The organism is Labrys okinawensis, assembly GCF_047345005.1.
GTDB lineage: Bacteria > Pseudomonadota > Alphaproteobacteria > Rhizobiales > Labraceae > Labrys > Labrys okinawensis.
In genome coordinates this window covers 1,645,304-1,672,105 of record NZ_CP178864.1, presented here as the reverse complement: position 1 = coordinate 1,672,105, position 26,802 = coordinate 1,645,304, and the positions used below count along the sequence as shown (strand labels likewise).

The following is a 26,802-nucleotide window of genomic DNA, read 5'->3' as shown; positions in this document are numbered from 1 at the left end:
CCCTCTCCTCCCGCACGATCTTCGACTGAAGCGATATCCGAACGGATCAAGTACGCCGTTCGTTCAGGAGCCGACGTTCGACGCCGCCCGCGCGATGAGCGCCTCTAGGGGTTCCGGGCGATGCAGCAGGAATCCCTGGCCATAATCGATGCCCATTTCGTACAGCATATCGAGCACGTCCTCCTGCTCGATCCTCTCGGCAACCACGCTGCAGCCAAGGCTCCTGGCGATGCCTGCGACAGCCACCACGATCTCGCGATCGAAGCGGCTGTGTATGATGTTCTCGACAAAGGAGCCGTCGATCTTGATGGCATCGACCGGAAAGCGCCTGAGATATTCGAAGGAGCTCATGCCGGCGCCGAAATCGTCGAGGCTGACCCGGCATTGGCGCTCTCGCGCCTTCTGCACGAATTGCGCGGCAGCTTCATAATTGGTGACGGCCGCCGTCTCGGTGATCTCAAAGCCAATGCCGGCATGGGACGAGCCTGTTTCCTCGATCAGGCTGTCGACGAAACTCCAGAGCTGCGGGTCGCTGAGCGTCTGGGCCGACAGGTTGAAGCAAAGCATCGCCTCTCCCGATCTCGTCGCGGCGCCATAGAGCGAAAGGGCTCGCAGGATGATCCAGCGGTCGACGCGTGAGGCCAGCCCGAACCGCTCGGCGACCTTGACGAAATCGCCCGGCGGAATGGAAGTCCCGTTGCGCGTCGTCAGCCGGGCCAGGACCTCGATGCGGCGGCTTTCCTTCCAGGGCTTGCCGAGCAGGTGGATCTGCTGTCCGAAAAGCTGCAGGGTGCCCTTGTCGAGAGCCTCGAGCGTATCCGTCGCCACCCGCGAGGAATTGAGGCCCCTGGCGCCAGCTCCGTCAACGGAGAACACGGCAAACCGGTTGCGCCCAGCGGCCTTGGCGGCATAGCAGGCGTCGTCGGCATTGGCGAGGGCGTCGGCAACGCTCGTGCTGCAATCGGTGATCAGGGCAATGCCGACGCTTGCCGCCAGCTTGCGCGACAACAGCCCCTGCCCGAGATCCGCATTGCGGATGGCTGCGAGGATCGCCTCGGCAAACATCCGGGCCTGAACCGCGTCGCTGGTGGGAAACACCATAGCAAATTCGTCGCCGCCGAGGCGTGCCGCGAAAGCCGAGGGCGGCAGACAGCCCATGAAGCTGGCGGTGACGTTCTTGAGCGCAATGTCGCCGGCAGCATGGCCGGCAAAGTCATTCAAGGCCTTGAAGTAGTCGATATCGATGTAGAGGACCGCAAGCGGAAGCTGAAGGGGATCGCTGATGGTCGCGGACAGCAGCTTTTCGAATGCGGCGCGATTGAACAGACCCGTGAGCACGTCGTGCTGGGCCGCGAAAGCGAGTTCCTGCTGGCGCTGCCTTTCTTCCGTGATGTCGCGCACGGTGCCGAGAATCTGCCCCGCCGAGGGGCCGTCGGACAGGTAGCGGACCAGCGACTCGATATGACGGATTTCGCCGTCGCGGCGAATGATGCGGTACTCGACGGCGGCAACGCCGTGATTCTCCAAGGGTTCAAGATGCGCCCGCTCTGTCGCCTCCCTATCCTCGGGATGCAGGAAGGTATGCCACAGATCCGCCGAGACCTCGTCCGTCTTGGAATCAACACCGTAGATCTCGCGAGTTCGCGCATCCCAGTAGCTCTTCGGGCTATGGAGCTCATGGTGCCAGATCCCGATGCCGGTGGCCGCCAACGCCAGCCTCAACCGCGCATTGGCTTGCTCGAGTTGAGCCTCTGCCTGCTTCTGCCTGGTGATGTCGGTTTGGACTCCGATGACACGGAGCGGCCGCCCCTCGGCATCGCGCTCGACGATGCCGCCGCGGTCGAGGACCCAAACCCAACCTCCGGATTTGTGCTGCAGGCGCAGTTCCGTCTCGATCGTATCCGTCAGACCCGCGATGTGGCGCTCGCCACTTTCCAATGCCTGCGCCTTGTCATCCGGATGCGTCAGCTTCAGCCAGCGGTCGAACGTATCGCTCAATTCATTGGCGTCGTAGCCAAGCATGTGCGACCAGGTCGGCGAATAATAACATTTGCCGCTCCGCAGATCCCAGTCCCACACGCCGAGCCGGGCGCGCTCGAGAGCCAGTTCCAGAGCTTCGGCCTTGCGACTTCTATCACTCGTCATAGCAATATATTGCGCCCCCGCTTGGGGGCATTGTGCATAAAACAAGCTCTGATGCACGGCATGTGCAAATCAGGATTTGGACTTCTCACTGCTTTACACTGCTCTCGATGGGCGCGCGTTGCAGAACCGACCATAGGATAAACCCGACAACAGGTCGATCAGAAAGCGTCCAGCCCTTTATATCTCCCATTTCCTGTATCAAACGTATATTTCTTGGACTCGAAATAGAGGAATAGCCAAAGAACGGACGATAAGGTTCTATCCGTCTCCGGCACTGGGCCCTTGCAATCCATTTTGGTCCAACGCCGTTATTGCCGCGGTGATGACCGGTTCGTTCCGCGAAGGAGAGCCCCACCCGGACTCTATGCCGCAATGTGCCTATGCTGCCTCTTGGTCATCGAATATCCCCGAATTGCCGTCTTCCAATTCTATTTCGCGGAACAACCGTCAATCTTATGTTGCCGACGGGCCGGCGCCTCGAACGGTTGCATTTTCACCGGATGAAATGCGTTCCCGACCTGGATCGGAGGCGAGCGATGAATGCGCAGGAGAGATGACGCAGCGGCCTGGATTAAATCAGTAACAGGCCAAACGGGGTTGGTGAGACCGAGCGATCGAGAGAACAGGTCCGACGGAACCAGCGCGCAGTTTGACGCGCCCCTCGCCGACGAATGCCAAAACGATCCAAGCATAACAACCGTTATGCGATTTCCCTACCTGGCCTGGCCAGCGGCCGGAGCGGCCAGGATCTCTCGATCATGGGCGTGATTGGCATCATCCTGGAGACTGGGTCGCATTATGCAGGGAGACAACAGCGTCATGCTAACGTTGTATAGAAAGTATTTTTGAGCAGTCATGTGCGAACGAGGAAAGACGAAGTGGCGAGGCTAGCGGCTGGCAGGCTCGAGATGATCACAGTCTGAAACCTCATCGCGACAGGATTAGCCGAGACGCGTGCGCCAGGGTAAGCCGCGTAACTCCTCCGCAAGTGCCCGGACTGCGGCTTCTCCATAACGACGCGCCCAGAGATTGAGCCAGTCCTCGTTGTCCAGGAAAAACTTCCAATCACTGACGACCGCGTGTCTCACGAGCAGGAAGGGTACAGGTGGTGTGAACGGTCGAAAATTTGGGTTGTAAATCGCTGACCCTTCGTTCCGCTCGTAGAATCCTCCCATCACAAGCCCGTCTTTTGTATAGGATGGAACTCCTAGATGCTGCAGGACACCGTCAAAGAGCTCCTTTGCGTGAACTGCCTGCAAATCAGAGAAGACAAGGACCATCGATTTGTAGTTGGCGTCATGGCCGTCGTACGGTCGAAGATCCAGGAAGCGTTTCTTATAACCGTCCACAAGCTTAACGACATCCAAGAGACTGCGGTCGGCAATCTGCTCGGCAGCCAGCCAAAGCGTCTTGCGCTCCAGAGCCAGGGGTACGAAGGGACACACGGGCCCTGGGCGGCCAAGATCCTTGTGAGGCCTAGCCACGAACGTGTAGATCCAGTCCACGACGGCCTGGAGTGCCCTTAGATCGCTTTCGCCGAGCCCGCCCGTCCTACTCACGTCCTCAACATCTTCGAGAAGAAAAAGCTGTGTTGCGAGCGCGTTTTCAGCCCCGCCGGTAGTGGTCTTGATCAAGCCGGTCATTGCACTCTCTCCTTCTTATCTATGGCATTCAGAGCCCGGCGAAACCGCCGTCGACCACCAGTTCGGAGCCGAGCATGTAGCTCGAGGCGTCACTTGCCAGGAACAATACCGCCGCCGCGATCTCTTCTGGATGTCCTAGTCGTCCAATCGGAATTTGCTTTGCTGCGCCGGCCAAGTAGTCCTCGAACTCGGCGTCAGTCTGGCCGGGACGCTCGGATTGACCCACACCACGTAGGATCGGTGTGTCGATCAGGCCCGGGCTCACCACATTGACCCGTATTCGTCGTGCCAACAGCTCGGCCGAGAACGTCCGGGCGAAGGAGCGCACCGCCGCCTTGGAGGCGGACAGAACCGCACGACCGGGAACCCCTACCTGGTTGAGCCAAGCGGCGTTCAGGATGACGGAGGCCCCCTCGCGCAGGATGGGCTCCACGGCCTGAAGGGAGAAGAAGACGGATTTGACGTTGGTGTCCATGAGGGTGTCGTAGGCATCCTCGGTGGTCGTCGCGAGTGGGGTGACATAGGCCACGCCGGCATTAGCGAAGACGATGTCGAGTGCGCCAAAGTCCCGCTTGACGTCCACTGCCATCTGCCGCAGGGCATCGCGAGAGCGGACGTCGCTCCGAAGTGCGAGGACATCGCTCCCGATGGCCTCGCGTGCTCGATCGAGATAGCTGGGATCACGGCCCGTAATTGCAACGCGAGCGCCGTGCTTGTGCAGAAGTTTTGCAGTCGCAAGGCCGATGCCCGAAGTCCCGCCCGTGACAAGCGCAGTCTTTCCATTCAGCATGATGGGCTTTCCTTCCGATTGATCAGGATTGCTTAAGTTTGTCCATGGCATCGAGCACGTGGCCGCTATAGACCATGGCTGCGCCTGCATTGAGATTGACGGCGACACCTAGCGCCTCCGCGATTTCCTCATCACTGACACCCAGCTTTACTGCTTCGGCAGCATGAAATGCGATGCATCCGTCGCAGCGTGTCGTGACGGCTACTGACAGTGCGATCAGCTCGCGCATTTTCGCATCAAGATGATTGGTCCTGGCGCCGGCACCGGCGATCAATGTCACGCCCCTCAGCGTGTCGGGGCTGCGAGATCCTAGTTCCCTGATACGGATACTCAGGTCATGGATTGTCTGTTTCCAGTCGAGCAAGTTCGTTCCCTTCCGCTAGTTACGAAGACAGGCTGGTGCATGGCCTGGTCGCGGCCTGCTGGTGTTCAGTTCGTGTGATGAACGTGCTGCGTTGACGCAGAGGCAGGGATGGTGAATGGCACCGTCACGACCTGACCGGGGAAGGGGTTGTGGTTGGCGTCGACCAACACAATCGTCACCTTGTGCGGACCGGGCGGGAAATTCGCGATGTCGACAGTGTTGGTGTCGCTGGCGTCTGCCCACCACCATGGCAAGTCGTCGACAATGACGTGCAGATGTCCGAGACGCGGCGATGCCTGCGCGGCGCCGGCTCCAAACACTGGTGCGATGTGCAGGTTTTCTACGCGGTACTGAGCCCAGAAGACACCTATTGCCAATCCCTCGGGTAGCGGGGGGTCCACGATAAGTTTTGGTGCTGGCTCGTTCACAATGGCGATGTAGGGTGACGGGCCGCGGATATCCATTGCGCTTTGGGCAAAGGCGCTGGTGACGAGCACTGTACCGGCCGCAACCGCGGCAAGTGCCTTGATAAGCATGGTCATAATTCTCCCTCCTTCAGTGTCTCCAAGGGCGGTAGACTCTCGGCGACTAGACACGTCGCGGAGCCAGGGCCGGCGCGCCGGCAATGATTGGACGAAAAGGCTTTTCGTCGGTGTTGGCGCGTAAATCTTGCGTAACAAGCCCCTGCCTGCGGCGCTTTCAGAGGGCCTTTATTTTCACTTAAGGAGATCTTTAGATTGGAAGATCCGATGTGCTAACCTTCTCACTGACTTAAGCGGCAGTGGGGGTTGCTGTTGCTGTTTCTTTTCGGCGATTTTGCTCTCGACACCGACCGCCGCGAACTTCGTGGGGCGGCAGGCCTAGTCTCTGTCGAACCTCAGGTTTTTGACCTCCTGACCTACCTGGTACGCAACCGTGATCGCGTCGTCAGCAAGGACGACATTCTAGCTGCGATCTGGCATGGACGAATTGTTTCGGAGTCGGCATTGACCACACGTATCAATGCGGCCCGCAACGCAATCGGCGACAGCGGCGAAGCACAACGCCTCATCAAGACACTGCCACGCAAGGGCTTGCGATTTGTGGGCGCAGTTCGTGAAGCGGGGGAGCTCGCGGGGGCACCTTTGCCTTCGCCTTCTGGCCAGCTTGAACGTGTCGCCCTGCGGGACCGGCCTTCGATAGCAGTCCTGCCATTTGCCAACCTGACGGGTGATCCTGAGCAGGATTATTTCGCTGATGGCATAGTTGAGGAAATCATCACCGCACTGTCGCGCCTGCGCAGTCTATTGGTGACTGCCCATAATTCGAGCTTTGCATATAAGGGGCGAGCGATCGACGTAAGACAAATCGGGCATGAGCTGGGCGTGCGCTACGTGCTCGAAGGCAGCGTCCGGAAGGCGGCCCGGCAGGTGCGCGTTACGGCGCAGCTGATCGACGTGGCGACCGGCGCCCACTTGTGGGCGGAGCGCTACGATCGAGACCTTTCCGACGGCTTTGTCGTGCAAGACGAAATCACTGGAAGCGTTGTGGGAGCGATCGAGCCGGAGTTGCGAAAGATCGAGCAGCAGCGTGCGCTGCGCAAGAGTGCCGAAACCGCGAACTCGCTTGCCATGTTCTCGTCGGCCCTGGGGGAGAGGCGATCCAAAGCTAAAGTCGCGAGCATCCTTCCAATGGTCGGCCGTGACCAAGAGCTGGCGCTCCTTGTGGAGCGATGGCGTCAAAGTGCCGCCGGCTTGGGGCAATGTGTAGTGATCACTGGTGAGGGCGGAATCGGCAAGTCGCGCTTGATCAGCGCCCTTCGAGAAGCACTTGATGCATACACGCCGCTCATGGTCCGGTGGCAGTGCTCCCCCTATCACGTTGACAGCGCGCTCTGGCCGGCGATCCGGCAACTTAACTTGGCGGCCGGCTTGGCCGCGGCGGATTCGAACTTTGAAAGGCTTGAAAAGCTCGAGGCCCTCTTGCGCCGCGGCAGGAACGACATCGTCGAATCCGTGTGGCTGATCGCCGATCTGCTTGGCATCGAGTCGGCCCCGCGCTATCCAGCTCTCGGCCTTTCCGGTCAGCAACAGCGCGATCGAACGCTCAACCTTCTCGCCGACCAGCTGACCAGCCTGGCGAAACAGGGATCGGTGCTTTTCATCGTCGAGGATGTCCATTGGGCCGATCCGACATCACTCGAACTTCTGAGGTTGATCATCGGCCGCGTCCAAGACGCAAGTGCGCTTGTCGTCATCACAGCGAGACCGGAGTTCAACGATCGATTCGGATCCGCTCCACACTTGTCGCGGTTCACGCTTAACCGCTTGGGCCACCGAGCGACGCAGGCCATTGCCGCCCAGGTCACTGGCGCACTGCTCCTGCCCACCGGGCTTTTGGATCTGATCGCCGCGAGAACAGATGGAATGCCCCTCTATATCGAAGAATTGACAAAGGCGATCATTGAATCCGGTGCCCTTCAGGAACTCGCCGATAGCCAGTCGGCGGCCGTCATTCCGGCCAGCCTCGAAAGCTCGCTGCTGGTCCGCCTTGATCGGCTGGGGCCAGCCAAGATCGTCGCACAGACGGCAGCGTGTATCGGGCGCGGCTTCGAACGTTCGATCCTCTTGGCGATCTCAGACCTGGCCGCGGTGGAGGTCGACAAGGCGCTCGAACGATTGATCGCTTCGGAGCTCGTATTCCCAACCGATACGCCAGGTGAGGTCGTGTATCGGTTCAAGCACGCATTGGTCCGCGACGCCGCCTACGACAGTTTGCCTAACACTGCGCGGCGGACGCTACATGCCAGGATCGCCGAATATCTCGAGTCCGGCATTCCCGATGTCGCGCAGATCCAACCTGAACTGCTGGCGCACCACTTTGCCCAAGGCGGGCTCGTCGAGCGGGCTATTCCATATTGGCAGCGCGCCGGAGAGCGCAGCGCCCGGGCCTCGGCCGATGCCGAAGCAATTGCCCATCTGAAAAAGGGACTGGCACTGCTTGAATCTCTTCCCGAGAACCGCGTCCGCATGAAGCAGGCGCTCGACATGTACCTCGTTATGGGATCTGCAGTTTCCAATATCAGAGGGTCTGGCGGGCGGGAAGTCGGACGAATCTACCATCAGGCGCGACAACTGTGCGAACGGGTCGGCGACGCTGAAGATCTATTTGCTGCACTTTTTGGGCTTTGGGCGCACTATCACATGAGCGCACATCTGCAAGAAGCACAACGCGCGGCGGATGACGTCGTGGAACTTGCCACGCAACTCCCGGACAGCGGTTTCCAGTTGCAGGCCCACCACGCCGCCTGGACCGCCTGCCATGCAATCGGCGACCTTTCGCATGCTTTGCACCACGCGGAGCAAGGTCTGCGGCTGTACGACATCGATCGCCATCGCTCTCACGCATTCATCTATGCTGGCCATGATCCCGGCGTATGCGCGGGGTTGCACGCGGCCGAACTCAAGTGGCAGCTCGGGTTTCCCGATCAGGCACTTCGCTATGCCCGGGATCTGCTGGATTTGGGTGAGCGGCTGTCTCATCCAGTAAGCCTTGCCACCGCTCAGTCGGTGATCGTGTTGATCAGAGCATTACGGGGCGAATGGCAAACAGCACTTGGCCTTGCAGAGGAGATGCTGGCCTTTACGACCGAGCAGAACATCGAGATCTGGCGTACCAATGCGCGGATGCTGAGGGACTGGGTTGCGACAGCTCTTGGTCGCGGATCGGAGGTTATCGAGGACTTTCAGGCAGCTGTTGAGCAGCGCGCGACCCGCGGTGCGCTTTTGCGGCAGTCATTCTACCAAGCTCTGCTGGCCGAGTCTTACGGTGCAATCGGCCAAGTCGATCAGGGCCTCGCGACAGTCAACAAGGCACTCGCCCAAATCGAAGCCAGCGGCGAACGATGTTGGGAGTCGTTGGTTCGTCGCGTTCGGGCGTCCCTGCTCGTGCGCTCCGGCGCGAAGCCCCAGGAGGTGGAACGTGCTTTCGTAAGGGCTCTCGAAGTTGCTCAGGCACAGCACGCGACCTCACTTGAGCTACAAGCGGCACTCGGTATCGCGCGCTACTGGCAGGCTCAGGGCAGAACAGAAGATGCTGTGGGATTGATGGCACCAATCGTCAGCTCTTTCCGCGAAGGGTTTGAAACTCGAGATGTTGTAGAAGCGCGGTCGCTACTTTCGGCAGGGAGCCAATCGTAGTAATACCTAATGGATCGGCCCGAACGCTGATTACTCTGCAGCCTAGAAGATATCACAGCGCTAACTGTGCGTCGCTTCCTTACTCTTCGTGGTACAGAATTGTCACTGCTACGAGTTCAAGTGCAAATGAAATCAATAAAGCCCTTACACAACGTCGCACTATACTTAGTTAGGGGTCTTCCTACTCCCGCTTCAACGGCAACGGCGTCAGCTTTGCGGGCGATTTTCCATATCGACGAGGCTACTTGCGAAGCCCGTTTATGACGAGCGCCACCCGCTCTTCGCGGGCATTGCGCCTGATTCGGCCCGAGCGCTCCAGCTCGGCAAGTCCGTGCAGGGCTGCCCAGAATGTCTCGGTCGCGATCTCAACATCGCTGCTCGACGGGGTGACGACAGCCGCCAGCGCCGCAAAGCCCTCCTTCAATTCTGATTTTGTGTCCGCTTCCGCAAAGCGCAGGCCGGTTGGCATGGTGAACATCGCTTCGTAGAGAGCTGGCTGATCCCTGGCGAATGCAAGATATGCCATGGCAACGTTCTTGATCGCATCTCCACCATCGGTCGATCCATGGGCAGCCTGTCGGAGCGCGCTCGCCAGGTCCCGGAAGCCCTCAACAGCGACTGCCGCCACAATCGCGTCCCTGTTCTCGAAGTGAGAGTATAGGACCGGTTGGCTGTATTCGATCTCCTCCGCCAAGCGGCGAACCGTGACCGCACTCCATCCCTCGCTTTCAGCAATCTGTCTCGCCGCGGCTATGATCCGGCGCTCGCGTTCAGCCCGATCCCTGTCTTTTCTCTCTGCGACGCCCACCACTCGCCTCCTCGTTTCGCGTTCGCGGAGGTACGTTTATAACAAGGCTTGAAAATATAGCAATGCTAGATTATGTATCGCTGCAACGAAGGAGGCTGCAATGCATTGGTTCTCAGTTGGCGTGGCGCTGGTCGTGGCGGTCGGAATCATCGCAATCGGCGTTATGTATCTCTTCAATCCAAGGGTGGCGACGCAGAGCTTCGGCCTGCCGCTCCCTGAAGACGGCGCGAACATCAATTGGTGGCTTCGCCTCAAGGGCGTCCGCGACATCGTTTCCGGGCTGGTCGTGTTGGCCCTGACCGTATGGGGCGGCCCGCATTCAATCGGCATCGCCTTGTTGATAGAAGCGATTACCCCTGCCGGCGACATGTCGCTGATCCTGGCAGCGAAGGGCTCGGCGAAGAGGGCCATTGGCATCCATGGCGCGACGGCGGCGCTCATGGTCCTAGCGGCAATTCCCCTGATTGCGGGGCTGGCCTGAGATGCTGCATACCGTCTCGATCTGGCTTCTCGTCCCCGCGTTCTTCGGTGCGGGCCTGTTCAACGTTATCGGCACGCCGGCCACGCAAAACAGCTTCGTCCGCTGGGGTTATCCCGCATGGTGGTGCCGTGTCACTGGCGGGCTGGAAATGGTGAACGCCGCCCTGATCGCACTCCCTGGCACTCGTGGGGTGGGCCTGGTCCTTGGCGCTGCCATTATCGCCGCTGCGGTTTTGACTGTCTTGCGTAACCGTGAGTTTGTCCACCTTGTGCCGCTCGGCTTCTTTGTAGCGCTCCTTGCGCTCGCGGCGACAGCCTCCTGACCAGGGTCTTGTTGCAGCCGCCAGGCGGAAGGCCAGGTCCAGGCGTTATGTGAGTTTAGCGCCCGTCTGGTCCTTGGTCACGAGCATGATCGCGGCGTTGGACCGTCAATCAGTATGGGGTCCAGACGTCGGTCGGCACGCCGTGTCACTAATAGTGTTGCGGATGCCGCGATGGCACCGCTTCATATCTTGGCTTGCCCGTGCGAAGCTTTCACCGTCAAATTTCCCGCCATTGCTTTGCTGAGATAAGCCATCGCTTTGCCCAACACCTCATGTGCCAGATCCATAGACCCATCCGCAGCGACGATCATGACCCGCTGTACAGTGTTGTCGTTGTAGAGGCTGACCATATAGTCCTCGATCGAGAGCTTGCCATACTCCTCGATCGGCACAGTGACGGCACAGGTTTGGAGGCTTGGACCGCCCGGCGCTGACGCACAGAGGTCGAAGATAAGCCCGAGCGCCGGCTCTTCCGCCCTCAGCCGCTCGCGGAAGGCGAGCACGTCTTCGACATCGAAAATCCGCGCCGGCGGGGACCTACGCAGCAGGTCGAACGCCTGATCGCAATAGTTGTCGAGGAGCACGGCAACCAAGAGCGTCTTGCGCAACGATAGCGGATGCAAGCGGGCGGCAGCGAAAGCTTCCTCGACGCGAGCGAACTCAGTCTCGAGTTTCTGTGACATCGGCGCCAAACAAGCGAGGCCGCCGCTTAGGCAAGATGCTGCGCGAAGAAGGCAAGCGTTCGGGCATTAGCCTTTTTCGCACTAGCTTCGTCATAAACCTGCCTGTCGCTGTTACAAAAGCCGTGGCCCGCTGGGTAGAGGTAGATCGGCACTTCGGGATAGCGCTTACGCAGGGCCTCCACCTGATCGAGCGGAATGCCGGTGTCGTTCTCGCCGTAGTGCATCTCGAGGGGAATGCCAGGTGCGAGATCGATATAGTTCGGCACCCCACCGCCGTAATAGCCGGAGGCGGCGGACAGCCCGAGGCCAGCATGCGCCGCGCGCCAGCTGAGTGCGCCACCGAAGCAATAGCCGGTGATGCCGACCTTGCCGCCATCGGCAGCGGCCTGCACCGCTGCCTCGACGTCGATGAGCGCCTTGGCTGGATCAAACGATTTCATGAGCTGACCAACTTTGGCGAAATGGTCCGAACCGTAATTTTCGCTCTCGAAACCGTATTCGAGACGGTCCATCGTCGCGGGGGCGACACAAAGGTAGCCCTCCCGCGCATAGCGGTCGACCTCGCCTCGGATCCAGTTATTGAGCCCCCATACCTCCTGTAGTAGCACCACCCCGCCTTTAGGCTTGCCATTCGGGATGGCCTTGTAGGCATTGAGCGAAAAGCCGTCTGCGGTCTTCAGTTTGATCCGTTCGCCCATTCCAGTGCTCCAATCCAGATTCTCATGGTACTCAACGCGATGCGGCCGTCCCAAGCAAGCGTCGCAGCTTCACGATGGCTTGATCGCATAATGCCCGCTTTCTGCTTGCACCATCGGCCCCGGTACTGGGAACTCACTGAAACGCCCTGCCCCAGGGCCAATGCCTATGCCGGGATCCGCCTGCGTGCTGCGCTTTATCCGTCGCCCTGGCCTGCACCAATCCTGACGCAGGAAGCGCTGCAAGGGCTATTGTCGCTCCAGTCACAAGCTTGAAGATAATCTCGCCATCTCCTTTCATCACTTCAGCGCCGGATAGAAGTGCGGCGCGCTGTCATTTGCCATAGGCGTGGGCGATCTGCCCGACGAGCTTGGCCCAGGGCATGTCGAGAGCCCCATAGACGGCGCCAGCCTCGGGTCGCCCATTGTCCTTCAGGACTTCGACCATCAGTGTCGCATAGTCCGAGACGATGACACCGGCCTGGAGCATGCGCAGAAGACCCGCTTCGCGCTTGGTCTCGCTGAACGTGCCGGACGCATCGACGGCGACATAGGCGTCAAAGCCTTTGCCGATCGCCGTGATCGCAGGGAATGCAGCGCAAACTTCAAGCGAGATGCCGGCGAAGATCAACTTCTTGCGGCCGGTCGCCTCGATTGCGCGCGCCACGGCCGGATCATCGAAGGCATTCACAGACGAGCGGTCGATGATGCGCACGCCTGGCAGCGCCTCCACGAGCTCGGGGAAAGTCGGTCCCCACATGCTGTCGCGCGCCGTGGTCGTCGCCACGATCGGAAGATTGAGCGCCCTGGCTGCCTTCGCCAAAGCGACGACGTTGTGCTTCAGCTCTCCCGTCGAATAATCGCGCACTCCGGTCATCAGGCCAATCTGATGGTCGACGAGAATGAGCGCTGCGTTCTCGGACGTGAGTGGTTCATAGGGGCGGGCTTGGTCGATCATTGCATTCTCCTGCATTCGGCGTGGTTGAAATGCGGCGGCAAGGGACGGGACGATTCTAAGTGCGGTCACCGTTGCTCCGATCGCCGCTGCCTGGAGGAACTGACGCCGTTCCATTGGGGCCTCCGTGCAATTCCCCGTCGGCCACCGCGGCGCATCCGGGGTCGCGACCACATGGTGCGATGGCGGAAACCTAGGCTCTGGATCCGCGGCTAAGAAGTCGGCATTCTTCGAACTTAACGTTCGCCGTATTGGACGATGGAGGATGCGTGCTCGATCTCAACGACTTCTACTATTTCGTCCAGGTGGTTGATCGAGGGGGGTTCACGGCGGCGGGACGCACGCTTCGCGTGCCCAAGTCGACGTTGAGCCATCGAATTCGCCAACTCGAGGCCCAACTCGGCGTTCGCCTGCTTAATCGCACTTCGCGGCGCTTTGGAATGACCGACGCCGGCGACGAGTTCTATCTCCATGCGGTCGCAATGCTCCAACAGGCCGAACAGGCCGAGACGGTTATACGCCATCGGCTGATCGAGCCGGCCGGCACGGTGCGAATGACCGCGGGCGTGGCGACGGCCCAGTTCGCAATGTGCGACATGATCGCCGATTTCCTCGTCCGATTTCCCAAGGTGAACCTCGTCTGCCACGCCACGGACCTGGCCGTCGATATCGTTGGCGAGAATTTCGATGTTGCGATCCGAGCCCATTCCGCGCCCCTGCCGGACTCCACGCTGGTGCAGCGGACACTGACGCCGGCGCCCTGGTTCCTCTTTGCCGGCGCCGCCTATCTCGATGCCAATGGCGGACTGGCGACGCCGCAGGATCTCGCCAAACACCCGTCGCTATTCATGATGCGGACCGGGATTGCTCCTACCTGGCGGCTGCGCCACTCCAGCGAAGGCAAGGACGAGGTGGTCATGCCTCTCACACCGCGTCTCTTGAGCGACAATATGGCTGGCCTCAAGCAGGCGGCGATCGCAGGCCTCGGGATCGTCGCTTTGCCGGGCTATGTCTGCCGCGACGAAGTGCGATCGGGGCGTCTTCGTCGCGTCTTGCCGGACTGGCTCGCTGGCGACTCGACGCTCACGGCGCTGATCCCCTATCGTCAGGGCCTGCTGCCGTCGGTTCGCGCCTTCATCGATCATTTGGCGGTCGAATTTCCAAAAGTCGTGCTTCTGTAGGCGGCAGAGCAAGAGCCGTGCGAAATCATGCGCCAAGAGAATATCTGAGACTTTTTAATGGGGCCGATCAAAGCCTCAGGCAACGGAGGATCAAGCTCGCCCTCGTCGCGTAGCGCGGCGACGCTTAAGATCTCGAGTTCAGCCAACGCCAGCCAGCGGACAATCGAGCGCCATTCGGGCGACCCGTCTCACTTTGGTGGAGACCCGGCCGCTTGGAGCTCGAGACGGAGAACCCGAGTTGATCCAAGATCTCCTCGTTAGTCGCCGCTCCCGAAGCTATACGGCGAAGTGATCCCTCAGGTGGGTAAAAGGAGAGATGTAGGGGTCGGCGCCCGGTGTTCCTTATGCGGCTACGTAGCGGGTCCGACGAATGGCTCCTTCTGCCGATTGCTAGGATGCCGGCCACATCGCTGCTTACGTCGATCTCATGTGCACCGTCAGGATGCGGCTTCCCGAACGGCTCCGACCGCCACGCGGGCCATTCGAGCCTCGACCCGCTCGGAAACAATCGGGCTGGCGAGGGAAAGATACCGCTCTTGCTTCTGACGATGGGAATGGTGATATCTGTCGATGGAACAACTCCTTATTCTCTCCGTTCTGCCTGTTACAGGCATTAATATCCTATCGAGGCCGGCGAGGCCGCCAGCTTGTGCCAGCTCCTCGGAAGTGAAATGGGCAAAAGCGCTCCTTTAACTAGAATGGTGCCACCCGGAAGATCCGGAGCTCGCCGTCCGCAGGGCCCTGCTGCCACCGATCCCCTGAGCGTGAACCCTGAAGAGAGCGATGGCGGTCTCTTTCCTGTTGTCGCCATCGGCATGTCAGCGGGCGGGCTCGAGGCCGCAACCGAGTTTTTAAAGGCGATGCCACCCGTCAGCGGCATGGGTTTCGTCATTGTCCAGCATCTCGAGCCGACGCGGAAAAGCCTCCTCGCCGAGCTGCTCGCCAAACATACCGACATGCCGGTCATCGAGGTCGAAGATGGGATGGCGGTTCAAGCCGACCATGTTTATGTGATCGTACCCGCTCAGACGCTTTTGATTGAGGACGGTATTCTGCGGCTTAGCGACCCCGCCGAACCGCGCGGTCGGCGCCATCCCATTGATCACTTCTTCACCGCGCTCGCGAGGGACCGCAAGAGCGGGTCCATTGCGATTGTGCTGAGCGGCGCCGGTAGCAACGGCTCCGCTGGCATCCAGGACATCAAGCTTTCGGGCGGCATGTGTATGGCGCAGACGCCGGAGACGGCGAGGTTCGACAGCATGCCGCGACAGGCGATCGCCTCGGGCGCGGTCGATTATGTGCTCACACCTGCCGATATGCCTTCTGTGCTGATGCGCTATGTTCACCACCCCTATATCGAGGGCGGCGCCGTCGAAACTATCTCGAACGCGTCGAAATCGAATTTCGGGGATGTGCTGACGCTGGTCCGGACACGCAGTGGCCACGACTTCCGTCAGTACAAACGCACTACGTTGACACGCCGCGCCCATCGGCGGATGGGACTCGCCGGGCTCGAATCATTCGACGACTATCTGGTCCGGCTCCGCGATGACGCCGCCGAACTGCAAGCCCTAGTCCGCGATATGATGATTAATATCACCGGCTTCTTCCGCGATCCCGAGGCGTGGGAGGCCCTCGACCGCGACGTGATCGGGCCAATCGTCCAACAGGCGTTGCCAGATCGGGCCATCCGCGCCTGGGTTCCCGCCTGCTCGACGGGCGAGGAAGCCTACACGATCGCAATGCTGCTGGCCGAACATTCCGAAGGGGCTAAAAAAGGCTTGCAGGCTAAGATTTTCGCCACCGACCTTGCCGACAACAACCTCGCCGCCGCGCGCCGCGGCATCTATCCTGCGAGCATGGTCGAGAGTCTCTCTTCCGACCGCCTCGATCGTTTTTTCGAGAAGGCCGACGAAAGTTACCGCATCAAGCGCGAGATCCGCGAAATGGTCGTGTTCGCGCCGCAGAACCTGCTCGCCGATCCGCCATACTCGAAGATGGACTTGGTGAGTTGTCGCAACTTGCTCATCTATCTCGACGCCGACGGGCAGAATCGCGTCCTCTCGCTCGCGCATTTTGCGCTCCGCGAGGGCGGCTATCTGTTCCTCGGCAACGCTGAATCGATTGGGCAACGCGATCATTTGTTCGCGATCGTGTCGAAGCGCTGGCGTATCTATCAGCGGACTGGTGGACGCCAACCCGCAGCTATCGATTTTCCTATCTGGCCACCGGTCCAGTCGCTTGAACGCGAGCGCGCCAAACCAAAGCTCGCCGACGTCGCAGTCCAGGCGCTCGCCGATCACTTCGGGCCCGCCTCCGTGGTGATCGACCGTCATTACCGGATCCAGCATTTCCATGGTTCGACCGAGGACTACCTGATACATCCGCCGGGCCCGCCGACGCTTGACCTTATGGCGATGGCGCGCGACGGATTGGCGTTGTCGATCCGTCGCGCGGTAAAGCGGGCGCTTGAAGAAAAGGAACCTGCGACAACCGTCGCGAGCGATACCAGGACCGGTCGGATCGAAGTGACAGCAACCCCCCCTCGGCGGCCGGAGCGGCGACGGGCTTACGTTGGTCAGTTTTTCGCCGGCTCGGAAAGGTGCCGAAGCCCGCCCTGCAGCGACGCGAGCGAACAAAGTGAAGCCTGAGCGCGAGCGCGACTATGACGACGAACTCAAGGAGGCTCGCGACGAGCTTCACGCTGTCGTCGAGGAATATGAAACAGCGAACGAAGAATTGAAGGCCGCAAACGAGGAAGCGACGAGCATCAACGAAGAACTTCAGGCGACTAATGAGGAGCTCGAATCGTCTAAAGAGGAGTTGCAGTCCCTCAACGAGGAACTAAACGCGGTCAACGTCGAACTTGAACACAAAGTGGCTGAACTCGACGAGACCAGCGATGACCTTCGCAACCTATTGTCAGGCAACGATATCGCAACCATATTCCTCGACACGCATACAAGGATCAAGTGGTTTACCCCCGCAGTGACGCGAGTGTTCGACGTCATCGATAGCGATATCGGACGCCCGATCACCAATCTCGCGCAGAAGTTCGTCAATGGAGATCTCGTCGGCAAGGCGCGTGGAGCGATAGACAAGCTTGCCACGACCGAGGAGGAAGTGCGGGCCGATAACGGTCGCTTCTATTCATTGCGCGTGCAACCCTATCGCACACGCGACAACCGCATCGCCGGCGCGGTCGCAAGTTTCGTCGATGTAACCGACCTCCAGCAATCGCAATCACGTACCGCTGAGGCGCGCGATTATGCCCAGGCGATAGTGCGGACGGTCCACGAGCCGTTGATCGTGTTGGGTGGCGATCTACGTGTTCAATCAGCCAATCCGGCTTTCTATAAGCATTTTCAGGGTTCGGCCGAAGAGACAGAGGGACATCTCTTTTATGACTTAGGCAATGGTCAATGGGATGTCCCAGAGCTGCGAAAGCTTCTCGGTGAATTGCTGCCCTCGGCAGGAAGCATCGTTAACTTCGAGGTGGAGCATGAGTTTCCGAAGATCGGCCACCGCTGGATGGTGCTCAATGCGCAGCGGATCGTCGGTTATGGCGACCGCGACGATCTCATCCTGCTGGCTTTTGACGATGTGACCGAGCGGAAGCAGTCCGAGCAGCATCGTGACATGCTCGTCGCGGAACTCAGCCACCGCGTGAAGAATTCGCTTGCGGTTGTTCAATCGATTGCGGCACAGACGCTCCGCAACAGCAAAACGCTCGGAGAATTCGACCACGCTTTCACCGGGCGCATCCAAGCGCTTGGCCGCGCGCACGACATCGCACTGAAAGGCGGCTATCAACACATTCCGCTAAGCAGCATCGTCGAGCTCGCGTTAGATCCGTTCAGGATCAATGGCGGCATGGAGATCGGCGATATCCCGCAAGTCGAGTTCAGTCCAATCGCTAGCCAGTCGCTTACGTTGTTGCTGCATGAACTAGCGACCAACGCGCTCAAGTATGGTGCACTTTCGGCAAATAACGGGAGGATCGCTATCAACTGCCGACTGGAGGCGAGCGGAACCGACCCGCGCATCGTGCTTACCTGGATCGAGAGCGGTGGACCAGTCGTGACGGCGCCCGACCGGGCTGGCCAGGGAACACGCTTCATCATGGGTAGCGTCCGGCACGAACTGCACGGTAACGCGACCCTGGATTTTCGGCCCGAGGGACTTCGCGCGACGATCGACTTTCCGCTCACGATCCCGACAGGCATTACTAACGCTGTAAACGGCAGCGAGGAGGCTTAAATGTCGTCCGTTGATCGATCGGCCGGCGCGAAACTTCGCATCCTCATCGTTGAAGATGAATACCTTGTCGCCGACTACATCACCATGATTCTAGAGGATCTGGGCTATGAGGTCGTCGGGCCCCTCCCGACGATTCCCGAGGTGATGGAGGCAATCGCCAGCGAGAAGTTGGATGCTGTTCTTCTCGATGCGAATCTTGGAGGGGCAAGCAGTGCCCCAATCGCCGCGGAGCTCGCCACACGTCGGCTGCCGTTTGTTGTCGTTACCGGCTACGGCGATCTTGGACTCGCCAGTACTCTCCAATCGGCCCCGCGGGTCAACAAACCTTTCACCCCCACCGACCTTGGCCCGATATTGGCGAAGGCGTTGGCGCCGTGTGAGTAGAGGCTCCCGAGCTTTCACGAGTTGGCGTGACAACAAGAATTAATAGCGATCGCATTGCTTGAAACGAGCGCCGTCCAAAACGGCCCGCTGCGGTCCACGGGCTGCCCCTACAAAGAGTGGCCAGAACAAGAGCAGTTCACCCATCTTGGCCAGCGTGTGGCCGAGATTGCTTCCAGCTCTGCAAGGGCGGAGCGGCCTAAATCTGTCTTCTGAACATAAAGGGGTGGCGAGACCTCGGCAGCGCCTGTCAATCGGTACGCAAATTTGGCTCTGACGCAATTTTGATGAAGAAGGAGCCTATCCCGCACCAATCACGCGGGCTTGGAGCAAATCGATCTTGCCGCGTCGAGGGGCGGTCTCTTGAGGATCTTCTTCCCGTCTTTGGAAGTCTCGGTATAGACCCCATCGAGATCAACGAAGACTATTCTCGTCTGCCGCAATACGGCAGCGCTCCCGGCCGGCGTAATCTCCGCAGCAGGATTTTAGAGGCCGGTCTGCGGGTGGCGTCGACATGGTTTTACATCGATATGCTTGGCGCGGTCGAAACGTCATCACTAACCGACCTCATGGACCAGATCGACAAATGCTTCGAGATCGCTTCGGACCTTGGCGCCGAGGTCGTTGTCATGACACCGGCGGATTCCCTACCTAAATATATGACCGAGCGTGGCGTGGAGAAGTTCCGGCACATCGTCGAAGAGCTTGTTTGCCTGGCAAGATCTTACAAACTGACGGTCGGGCTAGAGTCAGCCCGCTCGCAGGGAACTGTTTGCACGCCGCAGGCGGTTACGCGGCTGGTCAGGGAAATCGGCCAGGCGGAACTCACCGTCGTGCCGGATTTCGAAGCATGGCGGGTTGCAACCGAAGACCTCCCTCTTTCGCACGTCGAAAGACAGGAAACGATTGCACCGGCTCCCGCGGAACTTAAACTGTTCAAGGAGTGCCTGCCGTTGGCTCGTCTCGTCCATGCCAAGCTCCTTCGTTTAGACCAGGCAGGCGAGGAACCGCATTTTCCAATCGCCGAGATGATGTCGGCGATCCGAAGCAGCCACCGTCCTCATGTCATCACCATAGAGTATGAGGGATGGGTTCCCGACATTGATCCGTACCTGGACTGCGTGGAAGAGACTCGTCGATGCGTGCAGTTGATTAAACGAAATCTGGCCACATGAGGCGCTTGATGCTGACCTACCCCGCCAATGCGAGTTTCCGCCGACTGACGTAAGTAGTTGCGTAGGCAGGATTTGAACCTGTGACTACAGAGTTCCATACCGCCCGTTATGCGAATCAAGCGTGTAGACCCTCTTAGACACCTCTCCTCATTGGACATGTCACTTTTTCCTCGGCGTTGTGCCAGGGGAGTTGCGTGTCATGACGGTGCTTCCCATTCTCCACCACTCATCCATTGAAACACAGGAGTATTGACGCTATATAGCGTCATAATAGTTGGCGCTGGAAAAGGAGTTAAGACCATGGGCCTTGCCCAATATGCTGATGACGGCCTTTTCTCGCCGCGCAAAATCGCAGATGCCTTCCGCACGACAAGCGAAGAGATCGCTCGCACGACCGGGCTCGGCAAGGATGCGATCCAGCGCAAGGACCGCATCCGATCCGATAAGACGCAGCGCCGGCTGCGCGAAATGACCGAGATCATCAACAAGGTCGAGCCTCGCTTTGGAACAGCGCTGATGGCCTATGCCTGGTATCGCTCCGAGCCCCTGCCCGGCTTTTCGGGGCAGACGGCAATGCAACTGGTCCGCGACGGTCGCGCCGATGATGTGCTCGACTATATCGACGCGGTCGACGCGGGCGTTCACGCCTGATCGGCTTGATGCGTTTCAAGGGAACCCTTTATCGGGCGCTGAACCCCGTTTATGCGCGCGGGCCGTTGTCTGGCCGTGGAGCGGAGCTTTATGGCGGCCGCTTCAATCGCAAGGGGACGCCTGCACTCTATACCAGCCTCTCTATTTTAACCGCGCTGCGGGAGGCCAACCAGGTCGGTAACCTGCAACCGACAACGCTCGTGTCCTATGATGCCGATATCGAGCGCGTGTTCGACAGCCGGGATGATGCCGCCCTGCGCGCGGAGGGGATGGATGCTGCAGCGCTCGCCGATCCGAGCTGGCGAGACCAGATGAAGGCGACAGGGGAAGGAGGGACACAAGCCTTCGCCCGACGGCTCATAGCGGCGGGCTGCCATGGATTGCTCGTCAGAAGTTTTGCTCCCGGTGCAACCGATGACGACCTCGACCTCGTCCTTTGGAAGTGGAGCGACGCGGCGCCGTGCCGCCTCATCCTCATCGATGACGAGGACCGCTTGGCGTGGTCTTGAGAGCGTCAGCCGTCAGGGACAGGCGATGTAAACGGCTGAGCACCCATCCCTCCAATCTACCAACATGGAACTATTGCGCAGCGTGCGGAGACCAGAGATTTATACGCCTTGTTACGTCTTAGGATTATGAGCTAACGACGAATTCCGCAAACAAGGATATTTATTGATCATCAGCAGCGACAAACCTTGCGGGCCAACCATGAACGCTTTTGTACCAGCCGCCTCCATTGCCAGCTCAACAAGAGAACTAGCCGCGCCTCTGTCTTCCGAGAATGATTACCTTCTTCACAGCGCTAAGACCCAGGTCCCGTCATTGAGCGTTGCTGCTTCGACGGCGAGAATTGCTGTCGTATCTACCAACAACTTCTTCCGTACTTGTCTAAGCCGATGCCTGAAAGAAATAGGAGTGGAATTCGATATCCGCTCCTACAACACCATTGATGAATGGTCGGACAACACTGGCTCGGACACCCCGAAGATCGTATTGCTGTGTGCTACTGGTCAAAAAGCAACCGAGACGGTCGTGCAGCAAGACCTGCAAGCAGCTCTCCAAGCTGCCAATAACGTACGCGTTATTATCGTTTCGGATTTCGACCGCCCGGATCTGATGATAAGTGCACTGGAAAAGGGTGCGCGAGGTTTCGCCCCAATGAACTTGGACCTTGAGGTCTTTATTGGAGCTATCAAATTGGTCAATGTCGGGGGAACTTTCGTACCCGTGACGAGCCTGATGTCCATGCGCTCGGCGCCTACCCCTAACGTTGCGGCCACGCCTGACGCCCCCGGTGCTGGAATGTTTACCCAACGACAGTTTGAAGTGCTTAATTACCTTCGCATTGGTGATCCCAATAAAATAATTGCTTATAAAATGAGTATGAGCGAGGCAACGGTAAAAATTCATGTTCGCAATATGATGAGAAAAATTAAAGCAAATAATCGGACCGAGCTCGTCTGCAAAAGCAATGCTCTTCTGTGCGCGGCGTGAGTTAATTATATTCTTCGGCTGGTTGGGAGGGATGTAGGCCGCCCTCGGATAACGGTGAGGTTTTCGAATACATAGCCGTCTGCCATCAGCCTTTTGCGAATATTTACATTGCGCCGACTTGCGGTGCATCTCGGTTTCTCAATGTGAATCTGTACGATTTGATCGAGCTGAGATTTTATAACCCTGCTGTAGTGAATGCCTACCAATGTTATCGTCGGGACAGTCTGGCCGTTCCCGGCGACAAGGCGGGTTTATCTTGACCTAGCTCGCCTAGCGATGAGAGTTGGGAGGTCGCTATTATTAGCCACATAAGCCCGAAAATACTTTGCTCGGCCCAGCTTCCCTGGGTCGGGCCTTTCTTTTGTTTCTTATCTTTCTTACCGATGCCCTCGGACTGATATCTTCGCAGGACGGTGGCACGGTTTGTGTGAGAGTTGCCCACGCTCGTTGTTAGAGGAGAATGTCGGCTCTGATGGGTGATAAATTAGGTCCTTGTTTTGTTGATCGTGAGCTTTGGGCAGATTTCGAATGAGAATCAGCACCGAAGTTCGACCCCGTGGAAAATTATCAGAAGTCTCTGAGGCATAACGGATTTCCCGAGCAAGGGAGGGGTCACGATCGGCGCCAAAGGTGACCCCATACTCAGGCCAGATTCTATAGCACGTTCAGCGCATTAGGCTCGCATCGCCTCGGGGTCATACTTTAGCGCTGAAACACATTCGAATGCCTCTGAAACGGACGCTCCTCGCCAGTCTGCGGCAATTCGGCTAGTTTTGTGGGCTTGCCGGTATACCGATTTGAGTTCGCACATGATCATTCGGGCTTGCCTTTCATTGTTTCTGCTGCTCGCGTTGTCACTAACCGGCAGGGCTGCTGAACCGCCGCCTGGCATGACCAAACAACAATTCGAAGAAATCGTATCGGAGGTTAGCGACGCCGCAGTGCGATCCTTGGCCCAGCGAGGACTCGTGCCACGAGATCCGAAAGACGCCAGGGTTCCATTGGGCTCCGATGATTTGGTCGCGCAGCGAGCTGCCGAACTTACTAAGGAATTGCCCGAAGTTCTGCGCGCGGTGCCGGATCTACCAATCCAAACGGTGCAAGCGCTGCATCGCCTCGATCGTAGCGAGGTGGGTGCTCGCTCCAACTGGGAATTTCTTGGGCTGCTCGCATTGGTGAGTGCGCTGACCGCTGCCGTTGGCCTCGTTCTTCGTAGGACAGTGAAAGGTCTCCGCAATAGGATTGAGGCGCATTCGCCGACCCTGACTCTCGGCTATGTCCTGCTGTTCGCGATCGCCGAGATTCTGGTCCTGGGTTTGGTTTGGTTCACCGGCCACGCGTGGATCGGCGTTCTTTTCTCTTCAGCCGATTTTCAGACTGTATTCGCGGAGCGGGTCATGACCTGGATTGTCGGCGTAGGTGCCGCAGTTTGTGTCTCGGATATTTGGTTCAGTCCCAACGACGGCAGGGCAAGGCTGGCACCGATCGGCAACGAAGACGCTAGGCGCCTTCACCGAGCGATTATCCTAGCAGTCGCGCTGGTCATGGCGAGCAGATTCTGGGTCGCGATCCTGGACGTGCCCGATATGATCCAAGCCGCGCTTCTGGTGAACAGCATATTTGTTCCGATGCTCTATCTGGCGATTTCCATAGGGTTGCGATCTTCGTTTGGAGCGTGGCTTGCGGGCCTTGCATCGTCCGGACGAGCCGACGAGCCGACGCACCATGCTGTCCGACTTTGGCTTGTCGTGAGCACATGTCTCATCGCGATCTTCACTGCAACCCGCGTCTATGGAGCGCTGTCGGGCAGGCCCGAAGTCGCTCGAGGAACCATCTCAAGCATCCTTGCGCTGCTGGTGCTGTTGTTTGGCGAGACCCTCATTTCTTACGTTGTTCGAAGGATGGCATCCACGTCGGAAGCTGACCTGCGACCAGCGCGGCTAGCGCAATTCATAAGTCGTATCGCTCGCATCACGATGATATTTGCTGCGCTGATCCTTCTGTGTCGCGTTTGGCTGGTCGACATCTCGGGCATGGTGTCGCCTGAGCATTGGCCCGCGCTCAGTCGGTCGCTGCTCAAAGCCGCATTCGTCGTGTTCTTCGCGGTCGTGGCGCTTGAAGTGGTCAAAGTCGCGACGGGAGGAGATGCGCGCAGTCGCGCCGGTCTCACACCTTCCGACAACGATGAATCCGCAACAGCGGCAACCCGCCTGGCAACAATCATGCCTCTGTTCCGCGTTGCCATGATCATCATCATTGGCGCTGTGGCTGTCCTGATCCTTCTGTCGCAACTTGGGGTGAACATCACACCTCTCGTCGCAGGCGCTTCCATCGTGGGGTTGGCAATTTCGTTCGGAAGCCAGACACTGGTGCGCGATATCATGTCGGGCATATTTTATTTGATCGATGACGCCTTCCGGGTTGGGGAATACATCGACTGCGGCAAGGCGAAAGGAACGGTGGAGGGGTTCACCCTCAGGTGCATCCGCCTGCGCCACCAAAACGGACAAATTCACACCATCCCTTTCGGTCAGCTTGGTCAGATTACCAATTTCAGCCGTGATTGGACTACGGTGAAGTTCAATCTTCGTTTCGTCCGCGACACTGATCTCGAGAAGCTCCGGAAAACGGTCAAGAAAATCGGACTCGAGATGATGGACGATGCCGAATTGAAGGATGAGATAATGATGCCGCTTAAGATGCAGGGGGTGGCTGACATCATCGACAATGCGCTCGTCGTCAGGTTCAAATTTACTGTGCGTCCCAGCAAGCCGACCTTTGTGCAGCGCGAGGCGTTGAAGAGGATGTTTAATGCCTTTTCAGCGGCCGGCATCGAGTTCGCCAACACTACGGTGGCCGTTCAATCAGCGGGCAGCGGCAGCTTGGCTGTGCCAGCCGCTGCGCTTGAAGCCCATCGCAGAGCGCAACTATCAAGCGCCGAGGTCACCCAAACAAGTCCATAGCTGGGCGCGCAGGGCCTAAGGCACTTCAGTTCCGCGTCCCTTGCTTCGATCGACAGAGGGAGTATTTTCGCTCTTCGCTTCCTTTCGAGATGCGTCTCACCGCAGCGCATTCTGGCAAAGGAGCCGGAAGCCGGGCAGTCGGAGAGCTGCAAATGACTGACTTCGATGAAGCCACGAAGATGATGCTCCGCAACATGCTGCTGGGCAGATGGGCAGCCAAAAGATTGGGCCTAACCAATGGAGAGACCGACGTCTACGCGAACGCGCTGGCAAAGGACGCCCTCGACCCAGAAAGAAGCGACGTGTTCACGAAGATTCGCCAGGATTTCGACGCCGCGGGCGTCATCGAGACGGACAAACAAATACTTGAGGTTATGACCGAACTTACGATCAAGGCAGGATCGCAATTGTCGATTCGCGACGGAGGCGTCCAAGGCACGGCAGCGGTGCTTATCGCCCGCAATCTCACGTCGCGCTGAAAGGTCTCGTAAACGTCCACCTAGGCTACGCCGGGCCCGATTTTCATTCGCGCGGCGGCGGCCTTTCGCGATCGGTTCCGTCCCGTCTGTCGATTTACAGCTTGAGATCTTTACAACGCACTTCCAGCCTGAAGCTCCTTAATGTACTCGGCGAAGAGGTCGTCTAGGGACAGCTTTGAGCGGGCGTTGGGCTTGGCTTCAGACGGTGGAGGGAAACGCACCGCCTTGGGATCGGGGGAGTAGTCGCCATCGACTTTTCGTCGTGTGTCTGCGTCCGCGTCAGCAATGGCGTCCCGCACGCAATCAAGGACAAGCCGCCTCCTGTCGACATCTACCACGATGCCCTCGCGGGTCAGCACCCTATCGACCTTCTCCCCGAACTCGACTTCGAGCAGGTCGTACCAATCGATCTCCGGAAAGATAGACGCCATCTGGGATTTGTTGAGGAGGCGTACAAGACCTTGCGGCCCGTCGGTTGCAAGGTGGTGCATCAACTCCTCAGTGCCAAACTCTATGGATCGGTCAGTTACCGAAGCGATGTCCCTGACCGCTCGCACCCCCTCTGCGAGGTCGGTGAGCCCTCGTCCTCCACCGCTGCGATGATGTCCCTGTACACGATGCCTGCCAGCGCTGTCGCCTGCCTGTGGGTCAGCGCCTTGGGACCCGCGCGCACTGCCTCCCAATACCGAAGAACCAATGAAAGCGCCGCGCTGTGCCGGGCCTTGGCCTCTGTCGGGTCGCCAGTCTGAAGGCTCGCATCCACGAATTCCCCGATAGTCACGACCTGCTTAACGCTTCCTAGAGGGAGTTCAATCTTCCTGCCCTTCACCTTGTCGCGGATGTCCGCAGGAACGCGGGACTTAAAGCGAAGCATTGAAGATGCTGCGGGCTTGATCGGTCGGGGCATGCAAAGAGCCACTGTGTGAGCCTTCTGTGTGAAGGCGAGGCATACATAAGGTGCTGATTTATCTTAACTTCTTGATCTAAATCAAGAAATAATGGTGCTGCAAGAGAGGATTGAACTCTCGACCTCTCCCTTACCAAGGGAGTGCTCTACCACTGAGCTACTGCAGCATTTGCCAGGGGACTCGTCCGAAGGGACTTGCCCGGCGCGGCGCCCTAGTGCCACAAGGGAGGCTTCAGTGCAAGACGCC

The 26,802-nt window shown here is 58.8% G+C and carries 23 protein-coding genes, 1 tRNA gene and 1 pseudogene; 14 read left to right on the top strand and 11 right to left on the bottom strand.

The features are described 5' to 3' along the window. Window positions 1–63: 63 nt before the first annotated feature. The 5 genes from ACMDCR_RS07970 to ACMDCR_RS07950 form a co-directional block, all read right to left on the bottom strand. Window positions 64–2,145, bottom strand: coding sequence for an EAL domain-containing protein (locus tag ACMDCR_RS07970; protein WP_413992014.1), 2,082 nt, complete (start codon window positions 2,143–2,145; stop codon window positions 64–66). Window positions 2,146–3,086: 941 nt separating this feature from the next. Continuing rightward, window positions 3,087–3,788 carry a DUF6875 domain-containing protein gene (locus tag ACMDCR_RS07965; RefSeq protein ID WP_413992013.1) on the bottom strand — a complete coding sequence of 234 codons (702 nt, stop codon included), beginning with the start codon at window positions 3,786–3,788 and terminating at the stop codon, window positions 3,087–3,089. Window positions 3,789–3,816: 28 nt separating this feature from the next. Next, window positions 3,817–4,578 (bottom strand): SDR family oxidoreductase, encoded by a 762-nt coding sequence (locus tag ACMDCR_RS07960; protein WP_413992012.1) that lies wholly within the window; start codon window positions 4,576–4,578, stop codon window positions 3,817–3,819. Window positions 4,579–4,600: 22 nt separating this feature from the next. Continuing rightward, window positions 4,601–4,942: a carboxymuconolactone decarboxylase family protein gene (locus tag ACMDCR_RS07955; RefSeq protein WP_413992011.1), complete on the bottom strand. Its 342-nt coding sequence runs from the start codon at window positions 4,940–4,942 to the stop codon at window positions 4,601–4,603. 65 nt (window positions 4,943–5,007) lie between these two features. After that, complete coding sequence (locus ACMDCR_RS07950) at window positions 5,008–5,484, bottom strand: DUF6130 family protein (protein ID WP_413992010.1); 477 nt, start codon at window positions 5,482–5,484, stop codon at window positions 5,008–5,010. Between the two features lie 252 nt (window positions 5,485–5,736). On the opposite strand from ACMDCR_RS07950, the pseudogene ACMDCR_RS07945 reads away from it, so the two are divergent. Beyond that, a pseudogene (locus ACMDCR_RS07945) lies at window positions 5,737–6,505 on the top strand (winged helix-turn-helix domain-containing protein); the annotation flags it as partial. A 47-nt stretch (window positions 6,506–6,552) separates the two neighbouring features. Then, window positions 6,553–9,120 carry an AAA family ATPase gene (locus tag ACMDCR_RS07940; RefSeq protein WP_413993561.1) on the top strand — a complete coding sequence of 856 codons (2,568 nt, stop codon included), beginning with the start codon at window positions 6,553–6,555 and terminating at the stop codon, window positions 9,118–9,120. A gap of 241 nt (window positions 9,121–9,361) precedes the next feature. On the opposite strand, the gene ACMDCR_RS07935 is transcribed toward ACMDCR_RS07940, so the two are convergent. Then, on the bottom strand, window positions 9,362–9,928 hold the full coding sequence (locus tag ACMDCR_RS07935; protein ID WP_413992009.1) for a TetR/AcrR family transcriptional regulator: 567 nt from the start codon (window positions 9,926–9,928) through the stop codon (window positions 9,362–9,364). A gap of 100 nt (window positions 9,929–10,028) precedes the next feature. Here ACMDCR_RS07935 and ACMDCR_RS07930 point away from each other — a divergent pair, with 100 nt between their 5' ends. Both ACMDCR_RS07930 and ACMDCR_RS07925 read left to right on the top strand, forming a co-directional pair. Further along, window positions 10,029–10,409, top strand: a complete 381-nt coding sequence (locus tag ACMDCR_RS07930) for a DUF4267 domain-containing protein (protein ID WP_413992008.1) — start codon at window positions 10,029–10,031, stop codon at window positions 10,407–10,409. Window position 10,410: 1 nt separating this feature from the next. Further along, on the top strand, window positions 10,411–10,731 hold the full coding sequence (locus ACMDCR_RS07925) for a DoxX family protein (RefSeq protein ID WP_413992007.1): 321 nt from the start codon (window positions 10,411–10,413) through the stop codon (window positions 10,729–10,731). Window positions 10,732–10,913: 182 nt separating this feature from the next. On the opposite strand, the gene ACMDCR_RS07920 is transcribed toward ACMDCR_RS07925, so the two are convergent. The 3 genes from ACMDCR_RS07920 to ACMDCR_RS07910 form a co-directional block, all read right to left on the bottom strand. Then, a complete protein-coding gene (locus ACMDCR_RS07920) occupies window positions 10,914–11,423 on the bottom strand; it encodes a hypothetical protein (RefSeq protein WP_413992006.1) in 510 nt (169 codons plus the stop codon). Between the two features lie 17 nt (window positions 11,424–11,440). Continuing rightward, window positions 11,441–12,112: a dienelactone hydrolase family protein gene (locus ACMDCR_RS07915; protein WP_413992005.1), complete on the bottom strand. Its 672-nt coding sequence runs from the start codon at window positions 12,110–12,112 to the stop codon at window positions 11,441–11,443. A gap of 331 nt (window positions 12,113–12,443) precedes the next feature. Then, on the bottom strand, window positions 12,444–13,067 hold the full coding sequence (locus ACMDCR_RS07910; RefSeq protein ID WP_413992004.1) for an isochorismatase family protein: 624 nt from the start codon (window positions 13,065–13,067) through the stop codon (window positions 12,444–12,446). Between the two features lie 266 nt (window positions 13,068–13,333). On the opposite strand from ACMDCR_RS07910, the gene ACMDCR_RS07905 reads away from it, so the two are divergent. From ACMDCR_RS07905 to ACMDCR_RS07860, 10 genes are all read left to right on the top strand, one after another. Beyond that, window positions 13,334–14,245: a LysR substrate-binding domain-containing protein gene (locus tag ACMDCR_RS07905; protein WP_413992003.1), complete on the top strand. Its 912-nt coding sequence runs from the start codon at window positions 13,334–13,336 to the stop codon at window positions 14,243–14,245. Window positions 14,246–15,009: 764 nt separating this feature from the next. Beyond that, window positions 15,010–16,896, top strand: coding sequence for a CheR family methyltransferase (locus tag ACMDCR_RS07900; protein ID WP_413992002.1), 1,887 nt, complete (start codon window positions 15,010–15,012; stop codon window positions 16,894–16,896). Then, complete coding sequence (locus tag ACMDCR_RS07895) at window positions 16,886–18,505, top strand: sensor histidine kinase (RefSeq protein ID WP_413992001.1); 1,620 nt, start codon at window positions 16,886–16,888, stop codon at window positions 18,503–18,505. The genes ACMDCR_RS07900 and ACMDCR_RS07895 overlap by 11 nt, the downstream gene beginning before the upstream one ends. Next, window positions 18,506–18,889, top strand: coding sequence for a response regulator (locus ACMDCR_RS07890; RefSeq protein WP_413992000.1), 384 nt, complete (start codon window positions 18,506–18,508; stop codon window positions 18,887–18,889). Window positions 18,890–19,173: 284 nt separating this feature from the next. Then, window positions 19,174–20,061, top strand: a complete 888-nt coding sequence (locus tag ACMDCR_RS07885; RefSeq protein ID WP_413991999.1) for a sugar phosphate isomerase/epimerase family protein — start codon at window positions 19,174–19,176, stop codon at window positions 20,059–20,061. Window positions 20,062–20,361: 300 nt separating this feature from the next. Beyond that, window positions 20,362–20,712 carry an MbcA/ParS/Xre antitoxin family protein gene (locus ACMDCR_RS07880; protein ID WP_413991998.1) on the top strand — a complete coding sequence of 117 codons (351 nt, stop codon included), beginning with the start codon at window positions 20,362–20,364 and terminating at the stop codon, window positions 20,710–20,712. Between the two features lie 8 nt (window positions 20,713–20,720). Beyond that, window positions 20,721–21,221, top strand: a complete 501-nt coding sequence (locus tag ACMDCR_RS07875; RefSeq protein WP_413991997.1) for an RES family NAD+ phosphorylase — start codon at window positions 20,721–20,723, stop codon at window positions 21,219–21,221. 163 nt (window positions 21,222–21,384) lie between these two features. After that, the gene (locus ACMDCR_RS07870; protein ID WP_413991996.1) at window positions 21,385–22,206 is read left to right on the top strand and encodes a LuxR C-terminal-related transcriptional regulator; all 822 of its coding nucleotides are present in this window, start codon (window positions 21,385–21,387) and stop codon (window positions 22,204–22,206) included. Window positions 22,207–23,015: 809 nt separating this feature from the next. After that, the gene (locus tag ACMDCR_RS07865) at window positions 23,016–25,169 is read left to right on the top strand and encodes a mechanosensitive ion channel family protein (protein ID WP_413991995.1); all 2,154 of its coding nucleotides are present in this window, start codon (window positions 23,016–23,018) and stop codon (window positions 25,167–25,169) included. Window positions 25,170–25,321: 152 nt separating this feature from the next. Further along, the gene (locus ACMDCR_RS07860) at window positions 25,322–25,648 is read left to right on the top strand and encodes an ATPase inhibitor subunit zeta (protein WP_413991994.1); all 327 of its coding nucleotides are present in this window, start codon (window positions 25,322–25,324) and stop codon (window positions 25,646–25,648) included. 110 nt (window positions 25,649–25,758) lie between these two features. On the opposite strand, the gene ACMDCR_RS07855 is transcribed toward ACMDCR_RS07860, so the two are convergent. Beyond that, a complete protein-coding gene (locus tag ACMDCR_RS07855) occupies window positions 25,759–26,139 on the bottom strand; it encodes a hypothetical protein (RefSeq protein ID WP_413991993.1) in 381 nt (126 codons plus the stop codon). A 508-nt stretch (window positions 26,140–26,647) separates the two neighbouring features. Further along, window positions 26,648–26,722 (bottom strand) — tRNA-Thr (locus ACMDCR_RS07850). Window positions 26,723–26,802 lie beyond the last annotated feature (80 nt).